Source organism: Roseomonas sp. USHLN139, assembly GCF_037145735.1.
Lineage (GTDB): Bacteria > Pseudomonadota > Alphaproteobacteria > Acetobacterales > Acetobacteraceae > Pseudoroseomonas.
Genome location: NZ_JBBCWY010000007.1, coordinates 290851 through 316906, shown reverse-complemented (window position 1 = coordinate 316906; position 26056 = coordinate 290851). Strand labels below are relative to the sequence as shown.

Annotated in this window: 22 protein-coding genes and 1 other annotated feature; of the genes, 3 read left to right on the top strand and 19 right to left on the bottom strand. The window is 72.1% G+C overall.

What is annotated here, in order from left to right:
* Window positions 1–65: 65 nt before the first annotated feature.
* The 5 genes from WFI16_RS19800 to WFI16_RS19780 all read right to left on the bottom strand — a co-directional run bounded on the left by WFI16_RS19800 (window position 66) and on the right by WFI16_RS19780 (window position 7650).
* Window positions 66–653 carry a YfbU family protein gene (locus WFI16_RS19800; protein ID WP_419899585.1) on the bottom strand — a complete coding sequence of 196 codons (588 nt, stop codon included), beginning with the start codon at window positions 651–653 and terminating at the stop codon, window positions 66–68.
* Window positions 654–975: 322 nt separating this feature from the next.
* Window positions 976–3894, bottom strand: coding sequence for an NHLP bacteriocin export ABC transporter permease/ATPase subunit (locus WFI16_RS19795; protein WP_419899581.1), 2919 nt, complete (start codon window positions 3892–3894; stop codon window positions 976–978).
* Between the two features lie 5 nt (window positions 3895–3899).
* A complete protein-coding gene (locus tag WFI16_RS19790; RefSeq protein WP_419899580.1) occupies window positions 3900–6062 on the bottom strand; it encodes an NHLP family bacteriocin export ABC transporter peptidase/permease/ATPase subunit in 2163 nt (720 codons plus the stop codon).
* Window positions 6063–6067: 5 nt separating this feature from the next.
* On the bottom strand, window positions 6068–7339 hold the full coding sequence (locus tag WFI16_RS19785) for an NHLP bacteriocin system secretion protein (protein WP_419899579.1): 1272 nt from the start codon (window positions 7337–7339) through the stop codon (window positions 6068–6070).
* Window positions 7336–7650, bottom strand: coding sequence for a hypothetical protein (locus WFI16_RS19780; protein ID WP_419899578.1), 315 nt, complete (start codon window positions 7648–7650; stop codon window positions 7336–7338). The genes WFI16_RS19785 and WFI16_RS19780 overlap by 4 nt, the downstream gene beginning before the upstream one ends.
* Before the next feature lie 189 nt (window positions 7651–7839).
* On the opposite strand from WFI16_RS19780, the gene WFI16_RS19775 reads away from it, so the two are divergent.
* Window positions 7840–8766: a hypothetical protein gene (locus tag WFI16_RS19775; RefSeq protein ID WP_419899577.1), complete on the top strand. Its 927-nt coding sequence runs from the start codon at window positions 7840–7842 to the stop codon at window positions 8764–8766.
* Here the strand turns inward: WFI16_RS19775 and WFI16_RS19770 are convergent.
* The 5 genes from WFI16_RS19770 to WFI16_RS19750 form a co-directional block, all read right to left on the bottom strand.
* Window positions 8718–9176, bottom strand: a complete 459-nt coding sequence (locus WFI16_RS19770) for a hypothetical protein (protein ID WP_419899576.1) — start codon at window positions 9174–9176, stop codon at window positions 8718–8720. The genes WFI16_RS19775 and WFI16_RS19770 overlap by 49 nt on opposite strands.
* Window positions 9177–9181: 5 nt before the next feature.
* Complete coding sequence (gene glpK, locus WFI16_RS19765; RefSeq protein WP_419899575.1) at window positions 9182–10699, bottom strand: glycerol kinase GlpK; 1518 nt, start codon at window positions 10697–10699, stop codon at window positions 9182–9184.
* Between the two features lie 63 nt (window positions 10700–10762).
* On the bottom strand, window positions 10763–11434 hold the full coding sequence (locus tag WFI16_RS19760; protein WP_419899574.1) for a hypothetical protein: 672 nt from the start codon (window positions 11432–11434) through the stop codon (window positions 10763–10765).
* A gap of 288 nt (window positions 11435–11722) precedes the next feature.
* Entirely contained in the window at window positions 11723–11980 is a 258-nt protein-coding gene (locus WFI16_RS19755) for a DUF3297 family protein (RefSeq protein ID WP_419899573.1), read from the bottom strand.
* 103 nt (window positions 11981–12083) lie between these two features.
* Window positions 12084–13520, bottom strand: a complete 1437-nt coding sequence (locus tag WFI16_RS19750; protein WP_419899572.1) for a M20 family metallopeptidase — start codon at window positions 13518–13520, stop codon at window positions 12084–12086.
* 248 nt (window positions 13521–13768) lie between these two features.
* Here WFI16_RS19750 and WFI16_RS19745 point away from each other — a divergent pair, with 248 nt between their 5' ends.
* Complete coding sequence (locus WFI16_RS19745; protein WP_419899571.1) at window positions 13769–14575, top strand: hypothetical protein; 807 nt, start codon at window positions 13769–13771, stop codon at window positions 14573–14575.
* A gap of 62 nt (window positions 14576–14637) precedes the next feature.
* Here the strand turns inward: WFI16_RS19745 and WFI16_RS19740 are convergent, their stop codons facing one another.
* From WFI16_RS19740 to WFI16_RS19715, 6 genes are read right to left on the bottom strand one after another with little or no spacing between them, the layout of a single operon-like run.
* On the bottom strand, window positions 14638–15510 hold the full coding sequence (locus WFI16_RS19740) for an RDD family protein (RefSeq protein ID WP_419899570.1): 873 nt from the start codon (window positions 15508–15510) through the stop codon (window positions 14638–14640).
* Window positions 15507–16544 (bottom strand): stage II sporulation protein M, encoded by a 1038-nt coding sequence (locus WFI16_RS19735; protein ID WP_419899569.1) that lies wholly within the window; start codon window positions 16542–16544, stop codon window positions 15507–15509. Before WFI16_RS19735 ends, WFI16_RS19740 begins: the two co-directional genes overlap by 4 nt.
* Window positions 16545–16554: 10 nt before the next feature.
* Window positions 16555–17868 carry a DUF58 domain-containing protein gene (locus WFI16_RS19730; protein ID WP_419899568.1) on the bottom strand — a complete coding sequence of 438 codons (1314 nt, stop codon included), beginning with the start codon at window positions 17866–17868 and terminating at the stop codon, window positions 16555–16557.
* On the bottom strand, window positions 17865–18821 hold the full coding sequence (locus WFI16_RS19725) for an AAA family ATPase (protein WP_419899567.1): 957 nt from the start codon (window positions 18819–18821) through the stop codon (window positions 17865–17867). The genes WFI16_RS19730 and WFI16_RS19725 overlap by 4 nt, the downstream gene beginning before the upstream one ends.
* Window positions 18808–20010, bottom strand: a complete 1203-nt coding sequence (locus WFI16_RS19720) for a DUF4350 domain-containing protein (protein ID WP_419899566.1) — start codon at window positions 20008–20010, stop codon at window positions 18808–18810. The genes WFI16_RS19725 and WFI16_RS19720 overlap by 14 nt, the downstream gene beginning before the upstream one ends.
* Before the next feature lie 7 nt (window positions 20011–20017).
* Window positions 20018–20638: a DUF4129 domain-containing protein gene (locus WFI16_RS19715; protein ID WP_419899565.1), complete on the bottom strand. Its 621-nt coding sequence runs from the start codon at window positions 20636–20638 to the stop codon at window positions 20018–20020.
* Between the two features lie 153 nt (window positions 20639–20791).
* On the opposite strand from WFI16_RS19715, the gene WFI16_RS19710 reads away from it, so the two are divergent.
* Window positions 20792–21316, top strand: coding sequence for a cupin domain-containing protein (locus WFI16_RS19710; protein ID WP_419899564.1), 525 nt, complete (start codon window positions 20792–20794; stop codon window positions 21314–21316).
* A 75-nt stretch (window positions 21317–21391) separates the two neighbouring features.
* Here the strand turns inward: WFI16_RS19710 and WFI16_RS19705 are convergent, their stop codons facing one another.
* From WFI16_RS19705 to WFI16_RS19695, 3 genes are all read right to left on the bottom strand, one after another.
* Window positions 21392–22867: a SulP family inorganic anion transporter gene (locus WFI16_RS19705; protein WP_419899563.1), complete on the bottom strand. Its 1476-nt coding sequence runs from the start codon at window positions 22865–22867 to the stop codon at window positions 21392–21394.
* 70 nt (window positions 22868–22937) lie between these two features.
* Window positions 22938–22993: a sequence feature (sul1 is cis-regulatory element that is thought to sense ions involved in sulfur or methionine metabolism; They are found in Alphaproteobacteria), on the bottom strand.
* A 58-nt stretch (window positions 22994–23051) separates the two neighbouring features.
* Window positions 23052–24629, bottom strand: coding sequence for an ABC transporter substrate-binding protein (locus WFI16_RS19700; protein WP_442970711.1), 1578 nt, complete (start codon window positions 24627–24629; stop codon window positions 23052–23054).
* A complete protein-coding gene (locus WFI16_RS19695; protein WP_419899561.1) occupies window positions 24629–26053 on the bottom strand; it encodes an amidase in 1425 nt (474 codons plus the stop codon). Before WFI16_RS19695 ends, WFI16_RS19700 begins: the two co-directional genes overlap by 1 nt.
* Window positions 26054–26056 lie beyond the last annotated feature (3 nt).

Genomic DNA, 26056 nt, shown 5'->3' with positions numbered 1-26056 from the left:
TGCGCTCTGGGATGCCATCCGTGACGCCCTCCCGCAGTTCTCACCGCAGGAGTGTGCCAGCTACTTCACCGCCGCAGGATATGAACCAGAATGATCGGATTATGCTCTAGCTCAATAAATTCAGAAAGTTCGAGATCACGGTCCGCAAGATGAGGGCGAATTTCCTTGAATTTGCTGTAAATAGCAAGATTTTCTGAAAGTGTCGGAAAGTGCGAGTTTAAATTTCTCCCTTTAAAGTAACCAAATTTATTGAGATCATCAATAAAAATACGAGCAATCCCAAGATGTTCGGTTTCATCATTTCCCGAGAACCCCATGAATTCTTTTCTGAAATTTCCTTTGAAATGATCTTCAATCATTTTTTTATCTTGTGTTGAGAACTTACGATAAGAATTCTCAATTATGTACCACATATCAAGTATATTTATGACTTGCTGGGCTGATTTAGGATTATCTACATGATTGTGAAATATCCCTGTAAATTCAGAATTTATTGCCCAGTAGTGCCCTCCCAAAAGAAGTTTTTGCAGGAGGATACTCTCGGATGAATCACTGATTTCTTTAAGTATTTCTGTTAAAAGGTATAAGGAAAGTTTTTCTGCGCCTGTGGGGACAAAATTTTTCTCATCAGTGAGCCTTTCCGAATTGTAAATAAGAAACTATATTGCGCTTGTTCTTGAAAATCCTTTTTTAATGCGCCATTTTTCCAAGAATTCAGATGAATTTTCGCTTATTTCGATAGTAATTTTGTTTGATTTGGTTTCCATATCCATCTCCAGGTATCTTATACAGTAGAATAATTTAATGATAAGGCGATCGAATCGGATTATCAACAAAATCTAATCTGTATAGTTGCGCAAGTCGTTGCCAAAAGGTTTCTTTGAACGTTGCTTAAATCAAATTCAAATTATAATTTTATATCAGAGTTTGTTAGTTTAGCGATTTAAATAGATTATGAGAGGTCAATAACAGCCTCTAAACCAACTGCCTCTCCGCCAACTCCCTGAACACCCCTCCACGCTCCATCAACTCCGAAAAAGAACCGCTCTCCACGATCCGCCCCTCACTCATCACCAGGATCCGGTCCGCATGCACCACCGTCGACAGGCGGTGGGCGATGACCAGGCGGGTGGCGTTCAGCCGGTCCAGGCTTTCTGTCACCACCGCCTGGGTCCGGTTGTCGAGGGCGCTGGTCGCCTCGTCCAGCAGCAGGATGCGCGGCCGCGCCACCACCGCGCGGGCCAGCAGCACGCGCTGCACCTGGCCGCCCGACAGGGTGCTGCCGGAATCCGAGATCACCGTCTGCATCCGCATCGGCATGGCGCGGATGTCCTCGGCCAGGCCGACCCGTTCGGCGGCCTCCCAGGCCTCGGCCTCGGTCAGGTGCAGGTTCGCCCCCAGGATGTTCTCGAGGAGGGAACCCGGCAGCAGCCGCCCGTCCTGCAGCACGACGCCCAGCTGCCGGCGCAGCGCCTGCGGGTCCAGCCCCTGCAGATCCTGCCCGTCATAGAGCACCGCCCCCGCCTGCGGCGTCTCGAAGCCCAGCAGCAGCCGCAGCAGCGTCGACTTGCCGCTGCCGGACGGCCCGACCACCGCGACGTATTCGCCGGCCGCGATGCGGAGCGACAGGTCGGCGAACAGCGCCGGCGCCTCGGGCGCGTGGCGGAAGGTGACGCGGCTGACCTCGATCGCGCCGGAGAGGCGCCCCGGATCGGCGCGGCCGCCGCCGCTTTCCGGCACCGCCTCCAGGATCGGCGCGGCATAGGCATAGAGCGGCCGCAGCCCGGCGATCTGCACCGCCGTCGCCATCAGCGCGGTCAGCCCGCCCAGGCACTGGCTGAAGGCGTTGAGGAAGCCGAGCAGCGCGCCGAGCGCCAGCCCGCTGGCCTGCGTCCCCGTGGGCCCGAGGCCCAGCGCGTGGATGGCGGTGAACAGGGCGGCGGTGGCCAGCGGCAGGCCCAACCCGTTCAGCAGCTCGGCCAGGCTCTGCGTCTGCTCGGCCAGGAAGCGCTGCCGGGCGAGGCGCGCCTGCAGCCGCGACCAGCGCAGGAAGGCGCGGTGCTCGGCGGCGGCCAGGCGCAGCTTGGCGATGCCGGTGGCCAGCTGCAGCAGCAGCCCGGCGCTCTCGCCGGCCAGCCGCACCACGTCGCGCTCCTGCCGCAGCCGCATCCAGCCGAGCAGCACCCCCGGCACCAGCAGCAGGCCCAGGCAGGCCAGCGCCACCAGGGTCAGCGCCGGCGAATACCAGGCCATGATGCCGAGCGAGACCAGCGACAGCACGCCGGTCAGCAGGCTGCCCACCATGGCGCCGCCGGCCGCCTGCTGGATCGCCTGGATCGCCAGCGCCCGCTTGGCCAGCACGCCGGCATTGTGGTCGCGGAAGAAGCGCATCGGCAGGCGCAGCAGCCGGTCCAGGATGGCGGCCTGCAGGCGGGTGCCGGCATGGCCCTCGATCCGCAGGGCGGCGATCTGCACGGCGTAGCGCAGCAGCAGCATGACCCCGGCCAGCAGCCCCAGCACCAGGCCGAGCTCGGCCAGCTTCGGCAGGTCATGGGCGGGGATGACGCTGTCGACCAGCACGCCGGTGGCCAGCGGCAGGCCGAGATTGAGCAGCCCCGCCGCCAGGCCGAGCCCGAGCACGGTCGCCGCCTCGCCACGGCTCCAGCGCAGCACCCGGCCGATGATGGACAGGCCCGAGAGCGGCCGGGCCGGCAGCGGCAGCGACAGGCTCTGCGCGGCGCCGCGCAGCCGGGCGGCCTCCCGCGCCGGCAGCGGCGAGACCGCGCCCGCCACCGGGTCATAGGCGCGCCAGCCGCCGCGGAAGCGGCGTGGCAGCAGGGCCAGCGGCGGCGCCTCGTCGCGCAGCAGCAGCAGCGGCCCGGCATCGCGCCGCCACCAGCCGGCTTCCAGCTGCACCGGGCGGGCGCGGATCCCGTTGGCGCGCAGGATGTCCTCCAGGCTCGGCGGCTGCAGCGCGCCATGCAGCCGGCGCGGCGGCGGCGGCACCAGCCGGCCGCCGAGCGCCGCCACCACGGCCGCCACGGCGCGCAGCAAGGGATCGTCGCTGTCGCCCACCGCCTCGACCGGCGCGGCCCGCGCCGCCAGGGGGGCGGCCAGCCGGTCCAGGCCGGCGCGCCCGGCCGAGAGATCGGCCTCGGCCCGGGCGCGCAGCCGGTTGGCCTCGTCCACCGCCGCCAGCCGCAAATTCAGCGGCAGGATCTCTAACAATTGCCGGTGCAGGGTCGCCAGGCCGGCCCAGGCCTCGCCGGTGGCCAGGGCGGCGGCGGTGTCGCGGCTGTCGAGCGGGGCGGCGCGGGTCAGCTCCAGCCAGGCGCCGGCGGCCAGCGGCAGGGTCTCTCCCGACTCGACCTCGCCGGTGTCGAGGAAGAAGCCGGGGGCGGGCAGGGTGACCCAGCCCAGCCCCTGGGCGCAGCCGAGCCGCTGGCCGGGCTGCGGATCGATCCGCTCGCCAGGGCGGAACTGCCCGGCCAGGCGCGGGCGCGGCGCGATCGGGCGGGCCAGGGCCAGCGAGACCTCGCGCGCCCAGGCTTCCACCGGGGCGGCCAGCGGCCCCTGCTCGGGCAGGCCGCGCAGGGCCGCCAGCGGCAGCCGGGCGATGACGCTGCCGACCTGTCCCACCGCCAGCAGCCCGACCGGCGCCGGCAGGCTGCTGCCATCGAGGCCGAACAGCAGCCCGCCCTGCGGCACCGCGAAGAGATGCTGGCGCAGCCCGGCCGGCCTGCCGTCTTCCAGGGGGACGAGGAACAGCTCGACCGCGCCCTCCAGCACCAGCCAGGCGCCGGAAGGGTCATCCAGAACGAGCGGAGAATTGCCGGCGATCGGGCGGATCGCGCCCTCGCGGCGCGCCAGCTCCAGCAGGGCGGGGCTCGGCATCGGCGTCAGGCCTCGATCAGCCGGGCATAGGCGCCGCCGGCGGCCAGCAGCGTCTCGTGCGTGCCGCGCTCCAGCACCTTGCCGCGGTGCATGACGATGATCTCGTCGCAGTCGCGGATGGTCGACAGGCGATGCGCGATGATCAGGCAGGCGCAGCCGCGGCGGCGGAGATTGTCCATGATCCGCTTCTCGGTGACCGGGTCGAGCGCGCTGGTCGCCTCGTCCAGCACCAGCAGGCTGGGGCTGGCGACCAGGGCGCGGGCGATCTCCAGCCGCTGCCGCTGGCCGCCCGAGAAGTTGCGGCCGCCTTCCTCGACGGCGCCGTCATAGCCGCCGGGGCGCGCCATGATGGTGTCGTGGATCATCGCGTCGCGGGCGGCGGCGGTGATGGCGGCCTCGGGCATGGTGTCGTCCCAGAGGGCGATGTTGTCGCGCAGGCTGCCCTCGAACAGCACGATGTCCTGGTCGACCACGGCCAGGCTGTCACGCAGCAGGCGGCGCGGCAGGGCGGCGGGCGGCAGGCCGTCCAGGCGGATCTCGCCCGACCAGGGCTGGAACAGGCCGGTGACCAGCCGCCCCACCGTCGACTTGCCGCTGCCCGAGGGCCCGACCAGCGCCACCCGCGCCCCCGGCACCAGCTCCAGGGAGAATGCCTCGATCAGCGGCGGCTCCAGCAGCGCGTAGCCGAAGCTGACGCCGGACAGCGACAGCGCCCCGCTCAGCCGCTGCCGCCTGCCATCGAGCTCGTGGTCATCGGCGAACTCGGGTGCCTCGGGCTGGAGAAGCACGTCCTCCAGCTGGTCGACCACGCCGCGCGCGGATTGCAGCTGCACCGCGCTCAGCATCAGCAGGCGCAGCGGCACCGCCATGCCCGCCTGCAGCAGCTGGAAGGCGACCAGCGTGCCCAGCGTGATCTGCCCCCGCATCACCAGCCAGCCGCCCAGCAGCAGCACCAGCGCGGCGCCGAGCTGCGCCAGGAAGTCGGGCAGGGTGACGAAGCCGGCCGAGAGCCGCCCGGTCTCCTGCTGCTGGCTGGCGACCAGCGCGTGCTGCCCGGCCCAGGCGGTGAAGAAGGGGCCGTCGGTGCCGGTGGCCTTCAGGCTCTCGATCAGCTGCAGCCCGAGCATGGTCCTGGCGCCGAGCTTCACCTGGTCGAGCGCCGCCTTCTGCTCGCGCGCCTCGATCCGCCGGCGGGCCAGCAGGAACAGCGCCAGGTTGCCGGCGGCCGCCAGCGCCGCGACCGCCGCCAGCGGCGGACTGGTCAGCAGCATCGCGGCCAGGAAGACCAGCACGCCCAGCCCCTCGGCCAGCAGCACGGCCAGGTCGCGCGCGGCATGCTGGCCGAGCGCCGTGGTCAGCTCGGCCCGGCTGCCGATGCTGCCGGCATAGCGCTGGGTGAAGAAGGGGATCGGCAGCCGCAGCATGCGCCAGACGAAGCGCGCCGAGGTGGCGAGCGTCACCCGCGTCGCCAGCCGCCGCACCACCAGGCCTTTCAGCCAGGCCAGGCCCGCCTGCAGCAGCGCCAGCCCGACGAAGGCGGCGACCAGCCATTCCAGCCAGTCGCCCTGGCCCTCCAGCAGGTACTGGTCGATGAAGATGCGGCTGAAGGCCGGCAGCAGGATGGCCGCCAGCACCAGGCCGAGAGCGGCGAGCGCGACATAGGCCATGGCGTCGCGCGCGCCGGCCAGTTGTGCCCAGAGCCGCCCGGCGATGCCCGGCGGCGCGCCCTCGCGCCGGAACTCTGTCCCCGGGACGAAGGTCAGCACCACGCCGGAATAGATCGCGTCGAATTCCGCCTCCGTCATGATCCGCCGGCCGCCGGCCGGGTCGTTGAGGAAGACGCGGCCCTTCGAGAAGCCCTCCAGCACCATGAAGTGGTTGAGGTTGACGAAGACGATGGCCGGCTTCGGCACCGCCTTCAGCGCCGCCAGCTCGTGGCGGAAGCCGCGCGCCTCCAGCCCGTAGCGGCGGGCGGCGCGCACCACATTGCCGGCGCGGCTGCCGTCGCGGGAGACGCCGCAGGCCAGCCGCAGCTCGGCCAGCGGCACCCAGCGGCCATGCGTGGCCAGCACCATGGCCAGGCAGGCGGCGCCGCATTCCACCGCCTCCAGCTGCAGGATGGTCGGGCTGCGGCGGCGGCCGGCGTCGGGGGGTGTCGCGGCGGCCATGGCGCTCAGCGCAGGCCGAGCCGCGCCAGCAGCGTCTCGGCCTCGGGCAGCAGCAGGGCGATCAGCGGGATGTCGTCGACGACGATGCGGCCCTCGGCCGGCGTGCCATTGCCGATGGCGCGCTGCGGCCCGGTGCCGGTCGACCAGCGATAGCCCGATGGCGTCGCCGGATCGCGCGCCAGCCGGACGGTGGCCTGCACCGGCGCGCCCTGCTGCGTCAGCTGCTCCACCAGCGCGGCATTGCGCAGCGTCCGCTGGATGCCTTCGCGCGTCGCCGCGATCGGCGAGACCGAGAGGATCTCCCCTTCGATGAAGCCGTCGCGCTGCACCCGCACCGTCGAGGGGATGACCTGCACCCGCATCCCCGGCCGCACCCGCTTGCCATCGGCCGGCGGCACGTAGAGCAGCCCGACCAGGCTGTCGGCCTCGCTCTCGCTGCCGGCCAGGAAGCGCAGCACCGGCGCGCCGGCCTCGATCCGCTCGCCGGGATTGGCGACCTGCTCGACCAGCAGCCCCTCGGCCGGGGCCAGCACCTGGCCGCGGCGGGCGAGCTCGGCCTCGGTCCAGGCGATCTCGCGCGCCACGGCGGCGCGGCGGACGCCGAGGTCGAGCAGCTCGCGGGCGCCGCGGATGCGCTCGGCCTCCGCCTCGGCGGCGATCTGGACCAGGGCGGCCTCGGCCTCGCTGCGCTGGCTCTGCACCTCCTGCGCCTGCTGCCGCGCCGCCAGGAAGCGCTCGCGGGTGCCGAGGCCACGGGCGAACAGGCCCTGCTGGATGCTGGCCATCTCGGCCATGGTGGCCTCCAGCGCCACCAGCGCGGCGCGGCGTTCGCGCAGGCTCTGCTCGCGCGCGGCGGCGAGCCGGCCGCGCGCCGTGGCCTCGCCGTCGAGGAAGGCGCGGATGCGCCGCTCCTGGTCCTCCAGCGTCGCCGCCTCGGTGCGGCGGCGCGACAGGTCGGCCTCCAGCTCCGGCTGGTCGAGCAGCGCCACCGGCTGGCCGGCGGCGACCCGCTCGCCGGGCAGCGCCAGGAGCTGGCGCAGCCGCCCGGTGGCGGGGGCCACCACATCGCCGACGCCGCCGGCCGAGAGCAGCACGCCCTGTGCCACGGTCTTCACCGCCGCCGTGGCGACGATGCTCCAGGCGAGGCCGGCGGCCAGCAGGAGCAGCAGCAGCAGCAGGGCGGGCCAGGCCAGGGAGGGGGTGACGCGCAGGACGCGGTCGAGCTGGTCCGGGCTGGGCGGCCGGACCAGGCCAGCGCTGCCGAGGCCGCCGCTCAAAGCCCCGGACCGGCCGGCCGGCCGAGGCAGCTCAGCATGAAGGCCAGTTCCGACATCTCGCCCTGCTGGCCGCCGCTGATGCCGTCCAGCGCCGCCTCCGACAGCTCGCCGCGGGGGGAGAGCTCCTCGCGCAGGCGGCGGACATGGCCGCGGATCTCGGCCGCGCTGGTGGCGATGCCATGGCGGGCGCCGATGCGGTCCAGCAGCTCGGCGGCGGCATCGAGGTCGCGCAGCCCGGCCAGGCCCGCCGCCGCCTCCGGCCGCTCCGCGAAGAGCTGGCGGAAGCTGGCCATGACATCATCCGGTCGCATCGCGCCCTCCCTCGGCCGACTCGCTGTGCGGCCGCTGCATCCTAGCCGGCGCGGCGCGGGCGGGCCCGGCCGGCCGGCTCAGAGTTTTTGCCCCGCGTTGCAAAATTACGGCGGATGCATCTCAAAGCGCCAGGGGGCCGCGACAACAAGCCTTCACCGTGACCATGCGGCCATGGCATTGGTCTCGGCATGTGGCCGACCTCCTTCTGCCGTCCCGAGCAGGCCTGGGCCGGTCTGCTGCCGCCGCCGCTGGTGGCGACCCTGCGGCATCGCATCGCCCTGGCCGGGGCGCCGGTCATGGCGCTGCGGGTCGCCTTCCTGGGCGGCACGGCCGGCGGCGCGCTGGCCGTGCCGCTGCCGCAGGGCGGGGTCGAGCTGCTGTGGATCGGCGTGCGCGCCGGGCTGCGGCGGCGCGGCATCGGCGCGGCGCTGCTGCGCGGCCTGCGCGTCGCGCTGCCGGCGCGGCCGCTCGAGGTGCGCTGGACCCCGCCCGAGGAGGCGCCGGACGGGCTGGGCGCGCTGCTGGCCGCCGCCGGCGGGGTGGCGCGGCCGGCCGGGCTGAGCGTCAGCCTGTCGCCGGCCCTGGCGGCGCACCGGCTGGCGACCATGCTGGCGCGGCTGCCGCCGCCGGCCGGGGAGGTCTGCGACTGGGCCAGCGTCGATCCGGCGGCGCGCGCCGCGCTGCGCGCCGCGCTGGACCGGGCGGCGGTGCCCAGCGGGCTCGATCCCTTCCAGCTGGCGCCGGCCTGCGCGCCGGAGCTCAGCCTGGCCTGGCGGGTGGAAGGCCAGGTGCTGGGCTGGGCGATGGCGGCCTGGACCGCGCCGGACCGGGTCTGGGTGCATGCGGTCTATGGGCTGGGCGCCGGCCGGCGCGCGCCGCAGAGCCTGCCGCTGCTGATCGCCCTGCTGCGGCGGCAGGCGATCCGCGCCCCGGAGGGCCGCTGCGGCTGGGAGACGCCGGACCACCAGGCGCCGATGCTGCGCTTCATCCGCCGCCGCGCCCTGGCCACCGGGGCGCGGCTGATGCCGCGGCTGCAGCTGCGGCTGGAGCCCTGGGAGAGCCAGGCTCAGGGCGGGCAGGCGGGGCGCAGCACGCTGTCGCGCCAGCCGGCATAATCGGCCGGCGGCATCACCCGGATGGCGGGCGACCCGGCCTCGCCGGGGAAGTCGCCGGTGGCCGCGGCGGGGATGGCGATGGTGGCGACGCGGCCGGGAATGGCGGTGGTGCTCAGCCCCAGCCCCGGCACCCGCCAGTCATGCAGGGCATCAGGGTCCTCGCTGCGGAGCATGACCGGCGCGGCGCGGCCCTGCGGCAGGACCAGCGGCCCGGGCAGCGGGCAGGCCGGGCCCTCGGGGCGCGGATAGGCGATGCGCCAGCCCGCCGCGGTGGCGGTGACCTCGGCGGCCCAGGCGACCGGCGCCGCCTGGCGGGTCAGCAGGTCATAGGCATCGCGGGCCGGCTGGGCCGGCGCCGCCCCGGTCAGCAAGGCCAAGGGCAGCGCCGCCAGCGCCAGGGCCCGGACCATCCGCATCAGCCGGGGCGCGAAAGGGTGCGGCGGACGGCGTCGCACCAGCCGGCATAGGCCGCCTCCCGCGCCGCCGGGTCCAGCGCCGGGGTGAAGCGGCGCTGCAGCCGCCATTGCCGCGCGAAATCCGCCGGCGCCGGGCAGAGGCCGGCCTGCAGCCCGGCCAGATAGGCAGCGCCCAGCGCGGTGGTCTCCTGCACCACCGGGCGATCGACCGGGCGGTCCAGCATGTCGGCCAGGCATTGCATGGTCCAGTCGGAGGCGGCCATGCCGCCATCGGCGCGCAGCACCTCGATCGCCTGGCCCCCGGCCAGCGCAGCGGGGGCCAGGTCGCGGTGCATGGCCTCCAGCAGGTCGCGGGTCTGGAAGGCGGTGGCCTCCAGCGCGGCGCGGGCGAAATCGGCCGGGCCGGAATCGCGGGTCAGGCCGAAGATGGCGCCGCGCGCCTCGGCATCCCAATGCGGCACGCCGAGGCCGACGAAGGCCGGCACCAGATAGAGGCGCTTCGCCGGATCGGCGGCCTCGGCCAGGCGGTTGCTCTCGGCGGCGCTGCCGATCAGCCCGAGCCCGTCGCGCAGCCATTGCACCGCCGCGCCGGCGACGAAGATGGCGCCTTCCAGGGCATAGGTCCGCTTCCCGTCGAGCTGGCAGGCGATGGTGGTCAGCAGCCGGTTCTTCGAGCGCACCGGGGTGTCGCCGGTGTTCAGCAGGGCGAAGGCGCCGGTGCCATAGGTCGCCTTGACCATGCCGGGGCGGAAGCAGGCCTGGCCGATGGTCGCCGCCTGCTGGTCGCCGGCGACGCCGCGGATCGGCAGGGCAGCGCCCAGCAGCGCCGGGTCGGTGGTGCCGAACTCGGCGGCGCAGTCGCGCACCTCCGGCAGCATCGAGGCCGGGATGCGGAAGAGGTCCAGCATCGCCGGGTCCCAGGCGCCGGCCTCGATGTCGTAGAGCAGCGAGCGGGCGGCGTTGGTCGCATCGGTGACATGGGCGCGGCCGCCGGTCAGGCGCCAGATCAGCCAGCTGTCGACGGTGCCGAAGGCGAGCCGCCCCTGCTCGGCGGTGCGGCGGGCGCCGGCGACATGGTCCAGGATCCAGGCGATCTTGGTGGCCGAGAAATAGGGATCGATCAGCAGGCCGGTGGTGGCCTCGACGGCGGCGGCATGGCCCTGCTGGCGCAAGGCCGCGCAGGCGGCGGCGGTGCGGCGGTCCTGCCAGACGATGGCGCGGTGCAGCGGCCGGCCGGAGGCGCGGTCCCAGACCAGCACGGTCTCGCGCTGGTTGGCGATGCCGATGCCGGCGATGGCGCCGGCGTTGACGCCCGCCCGGGCGATGGCCTGGCGCAGCGTCGCCAGGCTGGACTGGAACAGCTCTTCCGGATCGTGCTCGACCCAGCCGGGGCCGGGATAGTGCTGGGCGATCTCCTGCTGCGCCATCGCCCGCGGCGTCAGGCCCGGCGTGTCGAACAGGATGCTGCGCGTCGAGGTGGTGCCCTGGTCCAGCGCCAGGATCAGCCCTTCGGTCATTCCTCTCCCCCCGTCGTCTCGCAGACCCCGTTGTTCCGGCTGCGGCCGCGGAAGGCAAGCCGGTCAGCGGCGGGAGAGGCTCAACACGCTCTGGTGGATGCTGCGGATCAGCTCGGGCAGCTCGGCCGGGGCGACCGGGGTGCTGGCGACGAAGGCGGCGACCAGGCTGGCGGTCTCGGCCCGGGCGGAGCGCGGCGGCGCGCGGCGCGGCGCGGCAACGGCCGGCGCCGCCTCCACCAAGGCCTCGGCGGCCTCCGCCTCGGCGGGCTCGGGCCGGTCCTCCGGGGCTTCCCCGGTCTCCTCCGGGGCAGGCGCGGGCGCCACCGGCTGGCGACGGCGGGGCGCGGCCCGGGCCGGCGGCGGCGGTTCGGCGGCGGCTTCCTCCTCCGGGACAGCCGCCGCGGCGGGGGCGGATTCGGCCACTGCCGGCTCAACCACCGCCGGCTCAACCACCGCCGGCTCAACCAACACCGGTTCGGCCAAGGCCGGCGGGGCCGGCTCGGGTTCAGCGAGAACGGCTTCGGGCGGCAGCGGAACCTTGGCCTCCTGCAGCAGCCGTGTCAGGGTGGCGGCGGTCTCGTAGAAGCCGTCCTGGCGCTGGCCCAGGAAGGCCTGATCGTCGAGCCAGAAGACGCGTCTCTGCATCGACAGGCGCGCGATCTGGTCGGGGGCGGCGGGTTGGAAGCTGCAGCCGAGAGTCTCGGCAATGCGGAACTGCTCACGCGTCAGGTGCACGTCTTGGTCTTCCCTCGCGGGCGAGGTGCGCCGCTTGCTTCGGAATCCACCAGGACCCGTCCCCGGCGCTGCCGGCGGCACGATAGCCTGAGCCCGGGCCTGAACCCTAGAGCACAAGTGTAAAAAGGCCGAAAGTTCCGCAAAGCATTCGATCCGGCTGCCGCCCGTATCATGGCCGAAGTCCGGCGCGTTGGACTTGCGGCGCCGGCGGCCGGCCAAGGCAGGCGGCGACGGCCAGGCCCGCCCTTCCGGCCAGGGATCGCCGGGAGGGCCGCGCTGGCCGGGCGGTCAGGCTTCCTTCGGCTCGGCGGTGTCGCGGAAATACGGCTCGACCGTGCCCTGCAGCTTCATGGTCATCGGATTGCCCTTGCGGTCCAGGGTATTGCCGATGGTCAGGCGGACCCAGCCCTCGCTGACACAGTATTCGTCCACGTTGTTCTTCTCGACGCCCTTGAACCGCACGCCGACGCCGCGCTCCAGCAGGGCCTGGTCGTAGAAGGGGCTCTTCGGATTGGAGGAAAGGCGGTCGGGCGGGGTGTCGGTCATGGCAGGACCCTTCGAGGCAGGGGAAGAAAGGAGGCCGGGGGTCATAGCCGATCCGGCGCGGCGCCACCACAGCCAGGGCTGCGAGCGGCGCCGCGAGGAACGCTCAGCGCTTCGGGCGCAGCGGCGGGGCCAGCACCTCGGCCGGGATCGGGCAGGCATAGGCGCGGCCGCCGGTGCGGCCCGCCAGCTCGGCCTTGGCGCGGGCCAGCAGCTCGGGATCGCGATAGGCGTCGAGCGCGGTCGCGGCCATCGCCTTGGCGGCCTGGACCATGCCCTTGTGCGCGTGGCCGCTCTTGCCCTGGGCCACCGCCTGCCAGGTGTGGAAGGGGGTGCCGACCGCCCAGGTGGCGCCCCAGCACTGCACGGTGGGGACGATCTGGCTGACATCGCCGACATCGGTCGAGCCGTTGCCGGCCAGCGAGGTGCCGTCGAAATGCAGCACGCCGGCATGCAGCGGCTCGGCGCCGACGCTCTCCGGGGCGGCGACGGCGCGCAGGCTGTCGGCGATGTCCTCCTCGCTCAGCGTCGCGCGGATTTCCTCGGCGAATTTCAGGTCGGCTTCGTCGAAGGAGGGCGCGCCGAGACGGGAAAGGTTCTCGAACATGCGCATCTCCAGCGCGGTGTTCGGGATGGTGTCGGAACAGGCCTTGTCGATCTCCATCGACATGCTGGTGCCGGTCATGATGGCCGCCCCCTCGGCGCAGGCCTTGACGCGGTCGAACAGCGCCTGGGCGTCGCGCACCTTGGGGCCGCGGATCAGGTAGAGCACCTCGGCATCGGCCTGCACCACATTCGGCGAATTGCCGCCGGAATTGGTGATGGCGTAATGGACGCGGCAATCCAGCGGCATGTGCTCGCGCAGGTAGTTGACGCCGACATTCATGATCTCGACCGCGTCCAGCGCCGAGCGGCCCAGCCAGGGCGAGCCGGCGGCATGCGAGGCGCGGCCCTTGAAGCGGAAATAGACCTGGAAATTGGCCATGGAGCGCTGCGAGTTGACGCTGCTGACCACGCCCGGATGCCAGGTCACCGCGGCATCGATGTCGTTGAACACGCCCTCCCGCGCCATGAAGGTCTTGCCGGAGCCGCCTTCCTCGCCGGGGCAGCCATAGTAGCGGACGGTGCCGGGCAGGCCGTTGGCGGCCAGCTCGTCGCGCGCGGCGACGGCGGCCAGCATGGCGCCGGCCCCCAGCAGGTTGTGGCCGCAGCCATGGCCGGTGGCGCCCGGAGTGACGGCGCGCGGCTCGGCAATTCCGGCCTCCTGGCTGAGGCCAGCCAGGGCGTCGAACTCGCCGAGGAAGCCGATCACCGGGCCACCGCTGCCGGCCTCGGCCATGAAGGCGGTGGGGATGCCGCCGAGGTTGCGGGTGATGCGGAAGCCCTCGGCCTCCAGCAGGGCGATCTGCTCCTCGATCGAGCGGTGCTCGGCGAAGCGCAGCTCGGCATGCTCCCAGATGCGGTCGGCCATGGCCGAGAAGGCCGGGCTCTTCCGCTCGACGGCGTCGGAGAGCTGGGTGAGGGAGAGGGGATCGTTGCGCATCGGGGGCCTCGCAGGGGCAGGAGCGGCGCCGGCGGGTGGTCAGGTCGACGTCGGAAGCCGCCTTCCTATGCCCAAGGGCCGTTCTGGTCAAAGGCGGCAGGGCCGGTCACGGTCTCCGGTCCCATTCTCTGGTCACAGTCTGGCGCGGCGGCATCACAGCCCGGCCAGCGGCGGGACCAGGGCCTTGCCTGTTGCGGAAACGCATGGTCCCTGGGCCGCGCGACCTGCAACGCCCGAACGGAGAGCCCATGTCCAGCCCAGTGTCCGGCCCAGTGTCCGGCCGCCTGCCGCCGGCCGAGAAGATCGGCCTGGCGCCGATCGCCCGGATGACCTTCGGCGTGATCGGACGGCAGCCGGTCGCCTTCCTGCTGCTGCCGCTGCTGGTGGTGTCGCTGCCAACGATCGCCGGGCAGTTCCTGCTGGCGCGGACGCTGCTGGTGCCCGACGTGATGGTGGAGAGCAGCGCCAGCATGATGGTGATCGGCGCCGTCACGGGGGCCGGGATGGGGCTGTTCGGCATGCTGCTGCACTACCTGCTGCAGGCGGTGCTGACCCATGCCGCGGTCGCCGACTTCAACGGCCGCCGCGCCGGCCTGGGCGAGAGCCTGGGGCGCGGGCTGCGGGCGCTGCTGCCGGCGCTGGCGGCGGCGATCCTGATGCTGATGGGCATCGTCCTGGGGATCGCCCTGCTGGTGGTGCCGGGGGTGATGCTGCTCTGCGCCTGGTCGGTGACGGTGCCGGCGGTGGTGATCGAGCGGACCGGGGTGTTCGGCGGGCTGCGCCGCAGCCGGGAGCTGACCAAGGGCAACCGCTGGCGCATCCTCGGCCTGGCGATCTTCTACATGGCGATCAGCGCGGCGCTGAGCGGCATCCCGGTGGCCTTCGCCTATCTGCTGGTGACGACCGAGTTCTACTGGGTGGACACGCTGCTGCAGGGGCTGACCTCGGCGGTGAGCGCAACGATCGGCGCGACGGGCAGCGCCGCGCTCTATGCCGAGCTGCGCCGCATCCAGGACGGTGCCGGCCCCGAAACCCTGGCGTCGATCTTCGACTGAGGCGCGCGGCAGCACAGGCAGAAAAAAGCAGGGGTCCAGGGGAATTCATTCCCCTGGCCTTCTCATGAATCGTGCTTGTCCCTGCGCCGTTTGCCGAACAGCAGCTTGCCCTCCAGCTCGCGCCGCAGCGCCAGGTAGTAGGCCCGCAGGAAGGCCGCGTCGTCCATCGCCTCGCCCTGCCAGTCGATCTTGCGGCGGATGCGCTCGGCGACCTCGCGGAGGGTGGCGGCGCGGTCCTGGCGCAGCACGGTTTCCAGCACCTGCAGCTCCTTGACGCCATAGGCGCGCAGCTGCTCGGTGGTGAAGCTTGGCCCGGCGGCGGCGACGGGCATGGTGGCCAGGTCGGCGAGCAGCGCGCGGCGCGGCAGCTTGACCACCCAGGTGCCGGCGAGCAGGTCGCCGACCCGCAGCCGGTCCTTGTTGAACAGCGGGAAGAACAGGAAGATCCCGGTCCAGACCAGGCCGGCCGCGGCGATCCAGCCGGAGACCTGGTCGTCGCCGGCGAAGAACATGGTGATGGGCAGGAAGATCTCGATCTCGCGCATCAGGTTGCGGGCGAAGATGGCGTCGGCGCCGAGCCGGCCGCCGTCGCGCGCCGCGACGCGCAGTCCCATCAGCCGCTTGCCCGGCGTGGCATTGCTCGGGCGCAGCTCGAAGACGGTGAAGTAGAAGCTGCGCAGCAGGAAGAAGCTGAGCAGCCAGACGATGGCGGCCAGCGGCAGGTCGGCATGGCGGCCGCCGGCCAGCATCGCCCAGCATAGGATGGTGATCGCCACCAGGATCGCCACCATGATCAGCAGGTCGATCAGGAAGGCGGCGGCGCGTTCCGAGGCCTCGCCCAGCGTCAGGCGCAGATCGACGCCCTCGGGGGTGACGAAGCGTCGGATGCGGCCGGGCTCGCGGGCGGCGGGGGCGGGTTTCGCCGTGGCGCTCATGCGTCGCCGCCTTCGGCATCGCGGCGCGGCCAGCCGAGATAGAGCGCCCAGAAGAGCGCCGTGGAACCGGCGATGGCGTAGCGCCAGAGGTCGCTCTGGATCATCTGGCGGCCGAAGCCTTCCAGCAGGCCGGCGAGCACCAGCATCAGCACCACGCCGCCCATGGCGGTGGCCGCCTGGCGGCCGGCGAGGCTGGCCGAATGCAGCCGGCTCTCGGCGCCGGGGAAGGCGACGGCCAGGCCGATGCGCAGGCCCGCGGCGCCGGCCAGCATGATGGCCAGCAGCTCGGTCACGCCATGGATCAGCAGCCAGCCGCCGAGCTCGAAGCCAAGGCCCTTGCGGACGAAGACCGCGACCATCGCCCCCAGCACGGCGCCATTATAGGCCAGCAGCAGCACCGTCGGCAGGCAGAAGGCGAAGCCGAGGGCGAAGGTCATGATGGCGATGCGCGCATTGTGGGTGAACAGGTAGGTGGCGAAGACCGAGAGCGCGTCGGCCGCCGTCTTGTCCTCGTCATAGAGGGTGCCGCGCAGGTATTGCGCCGTGGCGTCGGGGTCGCGGCCGCCGGCGAGGCCGGCGGGGACGAAGCTGCGGTACCAGTCGGGATCGGCCTGCACCATGGCGAAGGCCACGACGGCGCCGAGCAGGGTGATCAGCAGGGCGGCCAGCAGCTCGCGCCCCATGCCCTGCACCGCGCGCGCCCAGCCGCGGGCGAGGAAATTTCCCAGCCGCTCGCCCAGGCTGGCGCGGCCGCCATAGACGAAGAAATAGGCGCGGGTGCAGAGCGCCTCCAGGTAGCGCACCAGCCCCTGGTCGAGCGAGGTGGCGCGCGCGATCGACAGCGCCGAGATGGCGCTGCGGTAGAGCACCGGGATGGCCAGCAGATCGTCATCCGACAGCCGGCCCCAGCGGCCGGCCTCGGCCAGCTTCAGGAGGGATTCGAGGCGCTGCCACTCGGCCTCGCGCTCGCGGCGGAAGCGGTGCGAGCGGAGGGGAATGTCGCGGGGGGGCGCGTCGCCGAGGATGTCGCTCATGCCGGCGGCCTCACAATGCGTCGCGCCGCTTCAGCGCGTCGTAGCGGTCGATCAGCGCCGGGCCGAGCTCGCGGGCCGAGGCCTGGATGACCTGCACGCCCAGATGGCGCAGCTTCTCCATCACCAGTTCGCGCTCCTGCAGCATGGCGCCGGCGACGACGGCGCGGGAGACATCGTCGCTGCGGCGCGGGGCGGCCTCGGCCAGGGCCTCGAGCTCGGCGTCGCGCAGCGCCACGAACAGCACGAGGTGGCGCGCCATCAGCCGGCCGACATTCTCCAGCATCAGCTCGGCGCCGGTGGTGTCGGCGAAGTCGGTGAAGACGACGACCAGCGAGCGGCGCTTCAGCTCGCCGCCGAGGCGGGCCAGGCCGAGGGTGAAGTTGGTTTCCTCGGTCGAGTATTCGAGGCTGGCCGCCAGGCGCTGCAGGGTCGGAAAGGCGGCGGGCCCGACCAGCGCGCCGGAGGACAGCACCGGCTGCGCGTCGAAGGCGAAGAGGCCGACGCGGTCGCCGCCGCGCAGCGCGACATAGGCCAGCAGCAGGGCGGCATGCAGCGCGTGGTCGAGCTTCGGCAGCCCCTCCATCGGCGCGCACATCAGCCGGCCGGTGTCGAGGGCGAGGACCACATGGTGGTTGGTCTCGGCATGGCTCTCGCGGGCCAGCAGCCGGACATGGCGGGCCGATTGCCGCCAGGCGATCGAGCGCAGGCTGCCGCCGGCGCCGAATTCCTTCAGCGCGTGGAATTCGGCGCTGTCGCCGATCTGCTGCTGCACCCGCTGGCCGGGCGGCGCGTGGCGGGAGAACAGCCGCATGGCGAAGTCGGTCACCGCCTTGGTGCCGGGAAAGATCTTTATCCGAGGCCCGGGACCGAAGCTCTGCTGGCGCCAGACCAGGCCCAGCGGGCCGCGCCAGCGCAGCCAGGCCATGGGAAGGCTGGCCTCGCCCCGGCGCTGCGGCGCCAGGGTGACGCGGGCGGTGTCGGAGAACACCTGGCGGGCGGGGCTGGCGGCCAGCAGCGGATCGACCTGCAGCGCCAGCTCCAGGCTGGCCGGCGCGCGGCCGCGGAAGGCCGGGCGGAAGACGGCCTCGGCGCGGTCGTCGAGCCCGACGGCGCCGGGCAGGTCGAGGTTCAGCGCCAGGCCTTTGCGCCGGGCGCCGAGCGCCAGGTCAGCGGCGATGAGCAGAAGAACGAAGAGAATCCAGGCGAGGCCGAGCACCCAGAGCCGCGGCAGGAAGAGGGCCAGCAGCAGGGCCAGCGGCGCGCCGGCCGCCATCAGCGCGATGGCGCGCCGCGTCGGATAGAGCGCGCCGCCGGCCGGCTTCACTTGGGGGCTTCCACCTGGGCGATCAGCTCGGCGACGACCGTCTCGGCGCGGCGGCCCTCGATCTGGGCGGCCGGCGAGAGCAGCACGCGGTGCCGCAGCGCCGGCAGGGCCAGCGCCTTGACGTCGTCGGGGATGACATAGTCGCGCCCCTCCAGCACCGCCCGCGCCCGCGCCGCCATGGCCAGCATCACCGCCGCGCGCGGCGAGGCGCCGCCCTCCAGGTCGGGCGCCTCCCGCGTCGCCCGCACCAGGCGGACGATGTAGGAAACGATGTCCTCGTGCAGGCGGATGCCGGCGACGACCTCCATGGCGGCGGAGAGCCCGGCGCCGTCCAGCACCGGCTGCACCCCCATCGCCGCCGGATCGGGCGAGCCGCTGCGCTGGCCATGGCCGGCGACGATGGCGCGCTCCTCCTCCTCGGAGGGATAGGGCATCGACTGCTTGAACAGGAAGCGGTCGAGCTGCGCCTCGGGCAGCGGATAGGTGCCCTGCTGCTCGAGCGGATTCTGTGTCGCCACCACCATGAAGCGGGTGCCCAGGTCGTGGCGGACGCCGTCCAGCGTCACGTGGCGCTCCTGCATCGCCTCCAGCAGGGCGGCCTGGGTCTTCGGCGGGGTGCGGTTGATCTCGTCGGCAACCAGCAGCTCGCAGAAGATCGGGCCGCGCGTCAGGGTGAAGGCGCTGGTCTGGAAGTTGAAGACATTGCTGCCCAGGATGTCGCCCGGCATCAGGTCGGGCGTGAACTGGATGCGGCCGAAATCCAGCTTCAGGGTGCGGGCGAAGCACTGCGCCAGGAAGGTCTTGGCGGTGCCGGGCGGGCCTTCCAGCAGCACATGGCCGCCGGCCAGCAGCGCCGTCGTCATCAGCTCCACGGTGGCCGACTGGCCGATCACCGCCTTGCCGATCTCGGCCTGGATCTGCTGCGCCAGGGCGCGGACCTCAGCGACGTTCACGGGTCAATTCCTGTCTCCAGCGGTGCAGGTTGCGGGCGGCGCGGACCAGCTCCGCCCGGTTGGTGGCGGCCTCGGCGGCCTCGCGCAGCGCCGCCAGGCTGTCCTTCAGCCCGAGCAGTTTGCGGCGCCGCTCCAGCGCCTCGGGGTTCAGCCGGGTCAGCCGGACGGTCAGCGCGGCATAGCGGCCGCCCATGCGGTGCTCGCGCTGCGCCATGGCCAGCAGACCGGCGGTGTTGTCGGCCAGCGCCCGCGACCCCAGCGCCAGCGCCGCGGCCTCGGCGCGGGCCGGGCCGAAGCGGCGGGCGGCGTGCCAGGCGGTCAGCAGGGCCGCCGCCAGCAGGCACAGCGTCGCCGCCAGGAAGGGCGGCTCGAGGGCGAGGCGCATCGGGTTGCGCTGCCGCGCCAGCCCGTTCAGCGAGACGTCGAACCGCACGCTGCCGCCGGCGCGCAGGCCGTCGATGATGGCGAAGGCGGTCTCCGCCCCTTCGAGGCTGCGCAGGCCGCGGTTGTTCAGCAGGTCGGGATCGGCCAGCACGTAGAGATTGCCGAGGCCGCCATGGCGCGCCAGCAGCAGGCGGCCGTTCGGATCGGTCAGCACCGGCTGGTAGTCGCTGCCGAGGACGCTCTGCACCCCCTCCATCGGCGCGGGCTTCAGCCGGCGCTTGGCCGGCAGCGGCGCGGCCGCGGTCAGCAGCGGCGTCGCCGGCTCCTCGGAGCGCGACACCTTGCCGTCGTCGAGCAGCCGCGAGACGGTGGGCAGGCCGAGCAGCCGCGGGTCGCGCAGCCAGCCGGGATGGTCGGGGTCGGGCCGCGCCGCCCATTTCGGCAGCACCAGCAGCACCGCGCCGGTCCGCGCGCCGATCAGCGGCGCGATCTCGCGATAGGCGCTGCCGGGGCCCGGCGTCAGCACCAGCAGGCCGGCCGCGGCGGGGATCGAGGCGGCATCCTCCGGCCCGGTGCGGGAGATGCCGGTCGGCACGCCCTGGTCCTGCAGCAGGCGCACCAGCCCGGCATAGCCCAGCGCCGAGCGTGACAGCGCATGCCCGCCGGGGCTCTGCCCGGCGCGCAGCTCGGGCTCGTAGATGGTCAGCAGCAGGAAGGCGGCGAAGGAGAGCACGCCGACCAGGATCAGCCAGAGGGCGGCGACCGGCGAGAAGCCGGCGCCGGCGAGGCGGGCGGCCCTGCTCATGCGGGGCTCATGCGGTCCAGGCCGCCGGCTCGGCGAGGCGGGCGAAGAAGCCGCGGCATTCCTGCCATTGCGCCTCGCCGATGGCGCGGCCGCCGAAGACGGCGCGCTCGACCACCGCGGCGATGGCGCCGAAGGCCTGGCGCACCGGGCCGGGCAGGCCGGGCAGGGCGGCGATGTCGCGGCTGGTGAAGGCCGGGCGCAGCAGGCGCGGGCGCTGGATGCCGATCTCGGCCAGGCTCTGGTGCAGCAGGACGCGGACCGCCTCGGCGAAGCGGCCGGCGGCGGCCAGGGCATCGGCCTCGGCCAGCAGGGCGCCGGCGCGGGCGGCCTGGCGCTCGGCTTCCGCTGTCGGGACGGCGAGGCCCGCGCCCTCGCGGCGGCGCTGCGCCTGGCGCAGCTGCTGCAGGACGACCCAGGCCAGCAGCAGGCCCAGCACCGCCACCAGCCCCCAGAGGATCCAGGGCGCCACCGTGCCGAGGCCGCCGATCCAGTCCAGGGTCCAGCCGCGGCCGGGCGGCGGCGCCGGGGGCGGCGGGGGCGTCGGCTCCGGGAAGGCGAATTGCAGCCGGCCATCCGCCAGCAGTCGCGCATGCGCCGCGGCGAGGCCGGACCGGGCGGTCTCGTCCATGGGGTCCTTTCGCTCCAGGAAAACGGCATGGCCGAGGCGCGGCCGGCTGTCCATGGCCGGATGCCTGACAAATCGGTGCGGCGGGGTGGTTGCGGCGCGCCGCGTCCGGGCGCCTGATGAGGGGCCGGAGCCTCTCACCCGAAGGACAGATCCATGCGCACCCCCCTGATTCTCGGCGGCCTCGGTGCCGCCTTCGTCGCCGGCTTCCTGGCCAGCGCGCTGGTCGGCCGGGCCGATGCCCAGGGCACACCAGCCCAGGGCACGCCGGCCCAGAGCACGCCAGCCCAGAGCACGCCGGCCCAGGGCGCCCGGCCGGCGGGCCTGACCGCGCAGATCATCAACCTCTCGGCCCTGACCGAGGACGAGATCGGGCCGCTGGTGCCGAATGCCGATCTGCGCTCGCGCACCCTGGTGACCACGCCGGAGGGCACCATCGCGGTGCAGAGTGGCAATGTGCTGAAGCACTTCCATGCCGAGGCCAACGAGATCCAGCTGATCCTCGACGGCAGCGGCTCCTTCTGGCTGGGCGACCGCGAGGTGACGGTGAAGCCGGGCGACCTGATCATCATCCCGAAGGGGACGCCGCATGCCGGCTCGCGCGCCGCGACCGGGCGGTTCCGCTCGCTGGCGATCAAGCTGCCGCCGCAGCGGCCGGGCGACGTGCACCCGGTGCCGTAGCGCGCGATGGCTTGAGGGGGAATCACCGAGAAGCCTGGATCGCGCGATCCAACAAAGCGCGAGGGCGGGCGGCCGTCAGCCCTCCTGGATCAGGGGGGCGTGACGGTCGACCAGGATGGCGCTGGCCTGGTTCAGGCCGACCAGCTCGACGGCGATGCCGTGGCGGCGCAGCCGGGTCACCACGCCTTCCAGCGCGCCAACCGCGGTGACGTCCCAGAGATGCGCGGCGGTCAGGTCGATGCGCACCCGGCGGGCGGTGTCGCGCAGGTCGAAATGGTCCGCGAAGGCCTCGGCGCTGGCGAAGAAGACCTGGCCGGCGACGCGGTAATGCCGGGTCTCGGTGGCCGCGTCGTACTCGACGGTCACCTGCATCATCCGCATGACCTTGAAGGCGAAGAAGACGCCGCTGAGCAGGACGCCGACGGTGACGCCGGCGGCCAGGTTGTGGGTGACCACGGTGACCGCGACGGTGGCCAGCATCACCAGGCTGGAGGGGCGCGGATGGCGCAGCAGGTTGCCCAGCGAATCCCAGGCGAAGGTGCTGATCGAGACCATGATCATGATGGCGACCAGCGCGGCCACCGGCACCGCGGCGACCCAGGGGCGCAGCACCACCATCAGCACCAGCAGGAAGACGCCGGCGACCAGGGTGGAGACGCGGCCGGTGCCGCCATAGCGCAGGTTGCCGACGGTCTGGCCGATCATGCCGCAGCCGGCGATGCCGCCGAACAGCCCGGCCGCCAGGTTGGCGAGGCCGAGCCCGGTGCATTCCTGCGCCTTGGAGCTGGTGGTCTCGGTCTGCTCGTCGACCACGCTCGCCGTCATCATCGATTCCAGCAGCCCGACCACCGCCATGGCCAGCGCATAGGGCGCGATGATCCCGAGCGTCGCGAGGTTCAGCGGGATGTCGGGCAGGAAGAAGTGCGGCAGCGCCTCGGGCAGGCGGCCCAGCTCGGCGACGGTCGTCACCGGCATGGGGACGAGCACCGTCAGCACGGTCAGCGCCAGGATGCAGATCAGCGGCGAGGGGATCACCGTCGTCACCCGCGGCATCAGGTAGATGATGGCGAGGCCGGCGGCGATCAGCGCATAGGTGTGCCAGGTGACGTCGATCATCTGCGGCAGCTGCGCCGAGAAGATCAGGATCGCCAGCGCGTTGACGAAGCCGGTGCGCACCGAGCGCGAGACGAAGCGCATCAGCACGTCGAGCCGCAGCAGGCCGAAGACCACCTGGATGAGGCCGCAGAGGATGGTGGCGGCCAGCAGGTACTGCAGGCCATGCGTCGCCACCAGCGCCGCGGCCACCAGGGCGACCGAGCCGGCGGCGCCGGAGATCATCGCCGGGCGGCCGCCGAACAGCGACAGCACGATGGCCATGACGAAGGAGGCGAAGAGCCCGACCTCGGGGTCGACGCCGGCGACGAAGGAGAAGGCGATGACCTCGGGGATCAGGGCGAAGGTGCCGACCATGCCGGCCAGCACGTCGCGGCGCAGGGCGGCGAACCCGCCGAACCATTCGGCCCGGTAGCGTGAAAGATTGATCGATGTCATGCGATGTCGCATCCGCAGAGGGGGCACGGGCCGCGCGGGGTGTCCCCGGGGCGGTCCATCGTGTCACCTGCGTTGTCCGGCGGATCGGCGGCCGGAAGAGCCACCCGGGTTTGCACCGGGTCCGGGGCGAATGCGCCAAAGCTAGCCGGGCCGATGCTGCGGTGCAACCTCGGTCCGGCCCAGGTTAACGTCGCTTCATGTTCCAGAAGATCGGGAAGCCCTTCAGCACGCCCTCCAGATCGGCGCGGTAGGCAGTGGGCTGGTAGAAGGCGCCGAGCGGCAGATAGGGCACCTCCTGGAAGGCCAGCGCCTGCATCTCCCGGCAGATCCTCTTCTGGTCGTCGAGGTCAGGGGTGTCGAACCACTGGTTGCGCAGCGCCTCCATCCGCGGATTGTCGGGCCAGCCGAAGGTGGCGGCCCGGCCATGGCCGCGCAGATAGGTATTGGCGGCCGGGTTCACCGCGCCGACGCCCAGCGTGTAGTTGGCCCAGACATGCCAGCCGCCCTGCTCGACCGGGGCGGGGGAGGCGACGCGGCTGAGCACCGTGCCCCAGTCCAGCGCCTGGTAGTCGAGGTTGAGGCCGACGCGGCGGAACATGTCGCCGGCGACCTCACTGATGGCGTTCAGCGCCGCGAAATCCGTCGGCACCGGGAAGACGATCCTTTCGCCCTTGTAGCCGGCGGCGACCAGGGCGCGCTTCACCGCCTCCAGGTCGCGCGGACCCCGCAGGTTCTCGAGCCCCGCCGCGTTCGCCATCGGCGAGCCCGGCGAGAAGAAGCCGACATCATCCTTCCAGCGGCTGCGATCCTCGCCGGCGATGGCGATCAGGTAGTCGGACTGGCGGATGGCGCCCAGCAGCGCGCGGCGCATCTCCGGCCGGTCGAAGGGCGGGATGGCGTGGTTGAAGCGGATCATCGGCAGGAAGCCGAAGGTGTCCAGCACCTCGACCTTCAGCGCGCGGTTCTTCTGCAGCAGCGGCAGGTAGTCGGCGATCGGCTGGTCCCACCAGTCGATCTCGCCGCGCTGCAGGGCGGCGGCGGCGGTCGCGGCATCGGGGATGGTCAGCCATTCGACGCGGTCGAACTGCGCCCGCTTCGGCCCGGCGATATAGCTCGGCGTGCCGTCCTCGCGCGGGCGGTAGGCCTCGTTGCGGGCATAGACGGCGCGGGAGCCCGGGATGCGCTCATTGGCGACGAAGCGATAGGGGCCGCTGCCGACCATCTCGGTGATCTGGGTGGTGCCCTCGGTCCTGGCCAGCCGCTCGGGCATGATGGCGCAGATGCTGGCGCCCGGCTTGCCCAGCACGTCCGGCAGCAGCGGGAAGGGTTTTTTCAGCCGGAACTCGATGGTGCGGTCGTCGGGGGGCGAAAGTTCGTCGACCACGGCCATCAGCGACTGCGCATAGGAATCGCGGCTGCCCCAGCGGCGGATCGAGGCGACGCAGTCGCGCGCCAGGACCGGAGTGCCGTCATGGAAGGCCAGGCCCGGCCGTAGCGTCAGCCGCCAGCGTTTGCCGTCGTCCTCCACCACATGGCCCTGCACCATCTGCGGATGCGGGCGCAGCTGCTCGTCGACGCCATAGAGGGTGTCGAAGACCATCATGCCGTGGTTGCGGGTGACCAGCCCGGTGGTCTGCACCGGGTCAAGCAGCGCCAGATCCGCCTGGGGCACGAATTTGAGCACCCGCTGATCCTGCGCCGCCACCAGCGCGGGCCGGGCGAGCCCGGCCGCCGCCCCGCCGAGGAAGAGCCGGCGCGGGATCACGCCACGGCCTCCGCCAGCAGCGGCCGGTGCTGCGCCCAGGGCCGCGCCTGCTCGAAGGCATGGGAAGCCTGCAGCACGCCGAGATCGTCGAAGCGGGGCCCGACGATCTGCAGCCCGACCGGCAGGCCGGAGGCCGTGAAGCCGCAGGGGATCGAGGCCGCCGGATTGCCGGAGAAATTGAACGGATAGGAGAATTCCGCCCACATCAGCCAGTCCCAGGGATGCTGCGGCCAGTCCTCCGGCTGCAGCAGATGCGCCGGGAAGGCGGCGGTACTGACCGCCGGCGTCAGCAGGAAGTCATAATCGGCGAAGAAGCGGTGGATGGCTTCGACATAGTCCAGCTTGCGGGCGCGCATCACGTGGTACTGCTCGGCGGTGAAGCCGCGGCCAGCCTCCATCAGGGCGACCAGGCCCGGATCCATCCGGTCGCGCCATGCGTCGAGAAACATGTTGGCCCGCGCCAGATAGCCGGCCGGCCAGAAGAAGCGCGCCAGCTCCGGCCCCAGCGGGCCCCAGCCGGGGGTCACCAGCTCGACCCTGGCGCCCATCTCCTCGAAGGCGCCGACGGCCTTCTCGACGAGGGCGGCGACATCGGCATCGACCCGGGCATGGCCGAGATCGGGGCTGAAGGCGATGCGCTTGCCGCGCAGATCGGCCCGCAGCAGCGCCGGGTAGTCGGCCGGCGGCGCTTCGCAGGAGGTGTGGTCCCAGGGGTGCGGGCCGGCCATGGCCTTCAGCATCATCGCCGAGTCTTCGACCGTGCGGGTCAGCGGCCCCATATGGGTGGCATAGTCGTTGTTCGGCACCGGCCAGTAGGGGATGCGGCCATAGGTCGGCTTCAGCCCATAGACGCCGCAGAAATGCGCCGGCATGCGCACCGAGCCGCCGCCGTCGGAGCCCAGATGCAGCGGCCCGAAGCCCGCCGCCGAGGCCGCCGCCGCACCGGCCGAGGAAGCCCCCGCATTATGGCCGTGCTTCCAGGGATTGTGGGTGATGCCGGAGAGCGTGCTCTGGCTGACGCCCTTCCAGCCGAATTCCGGCACCGCCGTCTTGCCCAGCATCACGGTGCCCGAATCATGCAGGCGGGCGATGCAGGGGGCGTCGACCTCCGGCACCCAGTCCTTCGTGGCCAGCGAGCCCATCGCCGTCACCAGCCCCTTGGTGTGGTGCATGTCCTTGATGGTGACGGGGATGCCTTCCAGCGGGCGCGGGCTGCCGCCGGGGGCATAGGCGGCCTCGGCGGCGCGCGCCTGGGCCAGCGCGATCTCCGGCGTCAGCATGGTCATGGCGTTCAGCGGCGGGTCCAGCGCCTCGACACGGGCCAGCAGCGCCTTGGTCACCTCGACCGGCGACAGGCGTCGCGCGGCATAGTTCCGGCGCAGCTCGGCAGCCGGCATGAAACCCAGTTCTTCGCTCTCCATCGG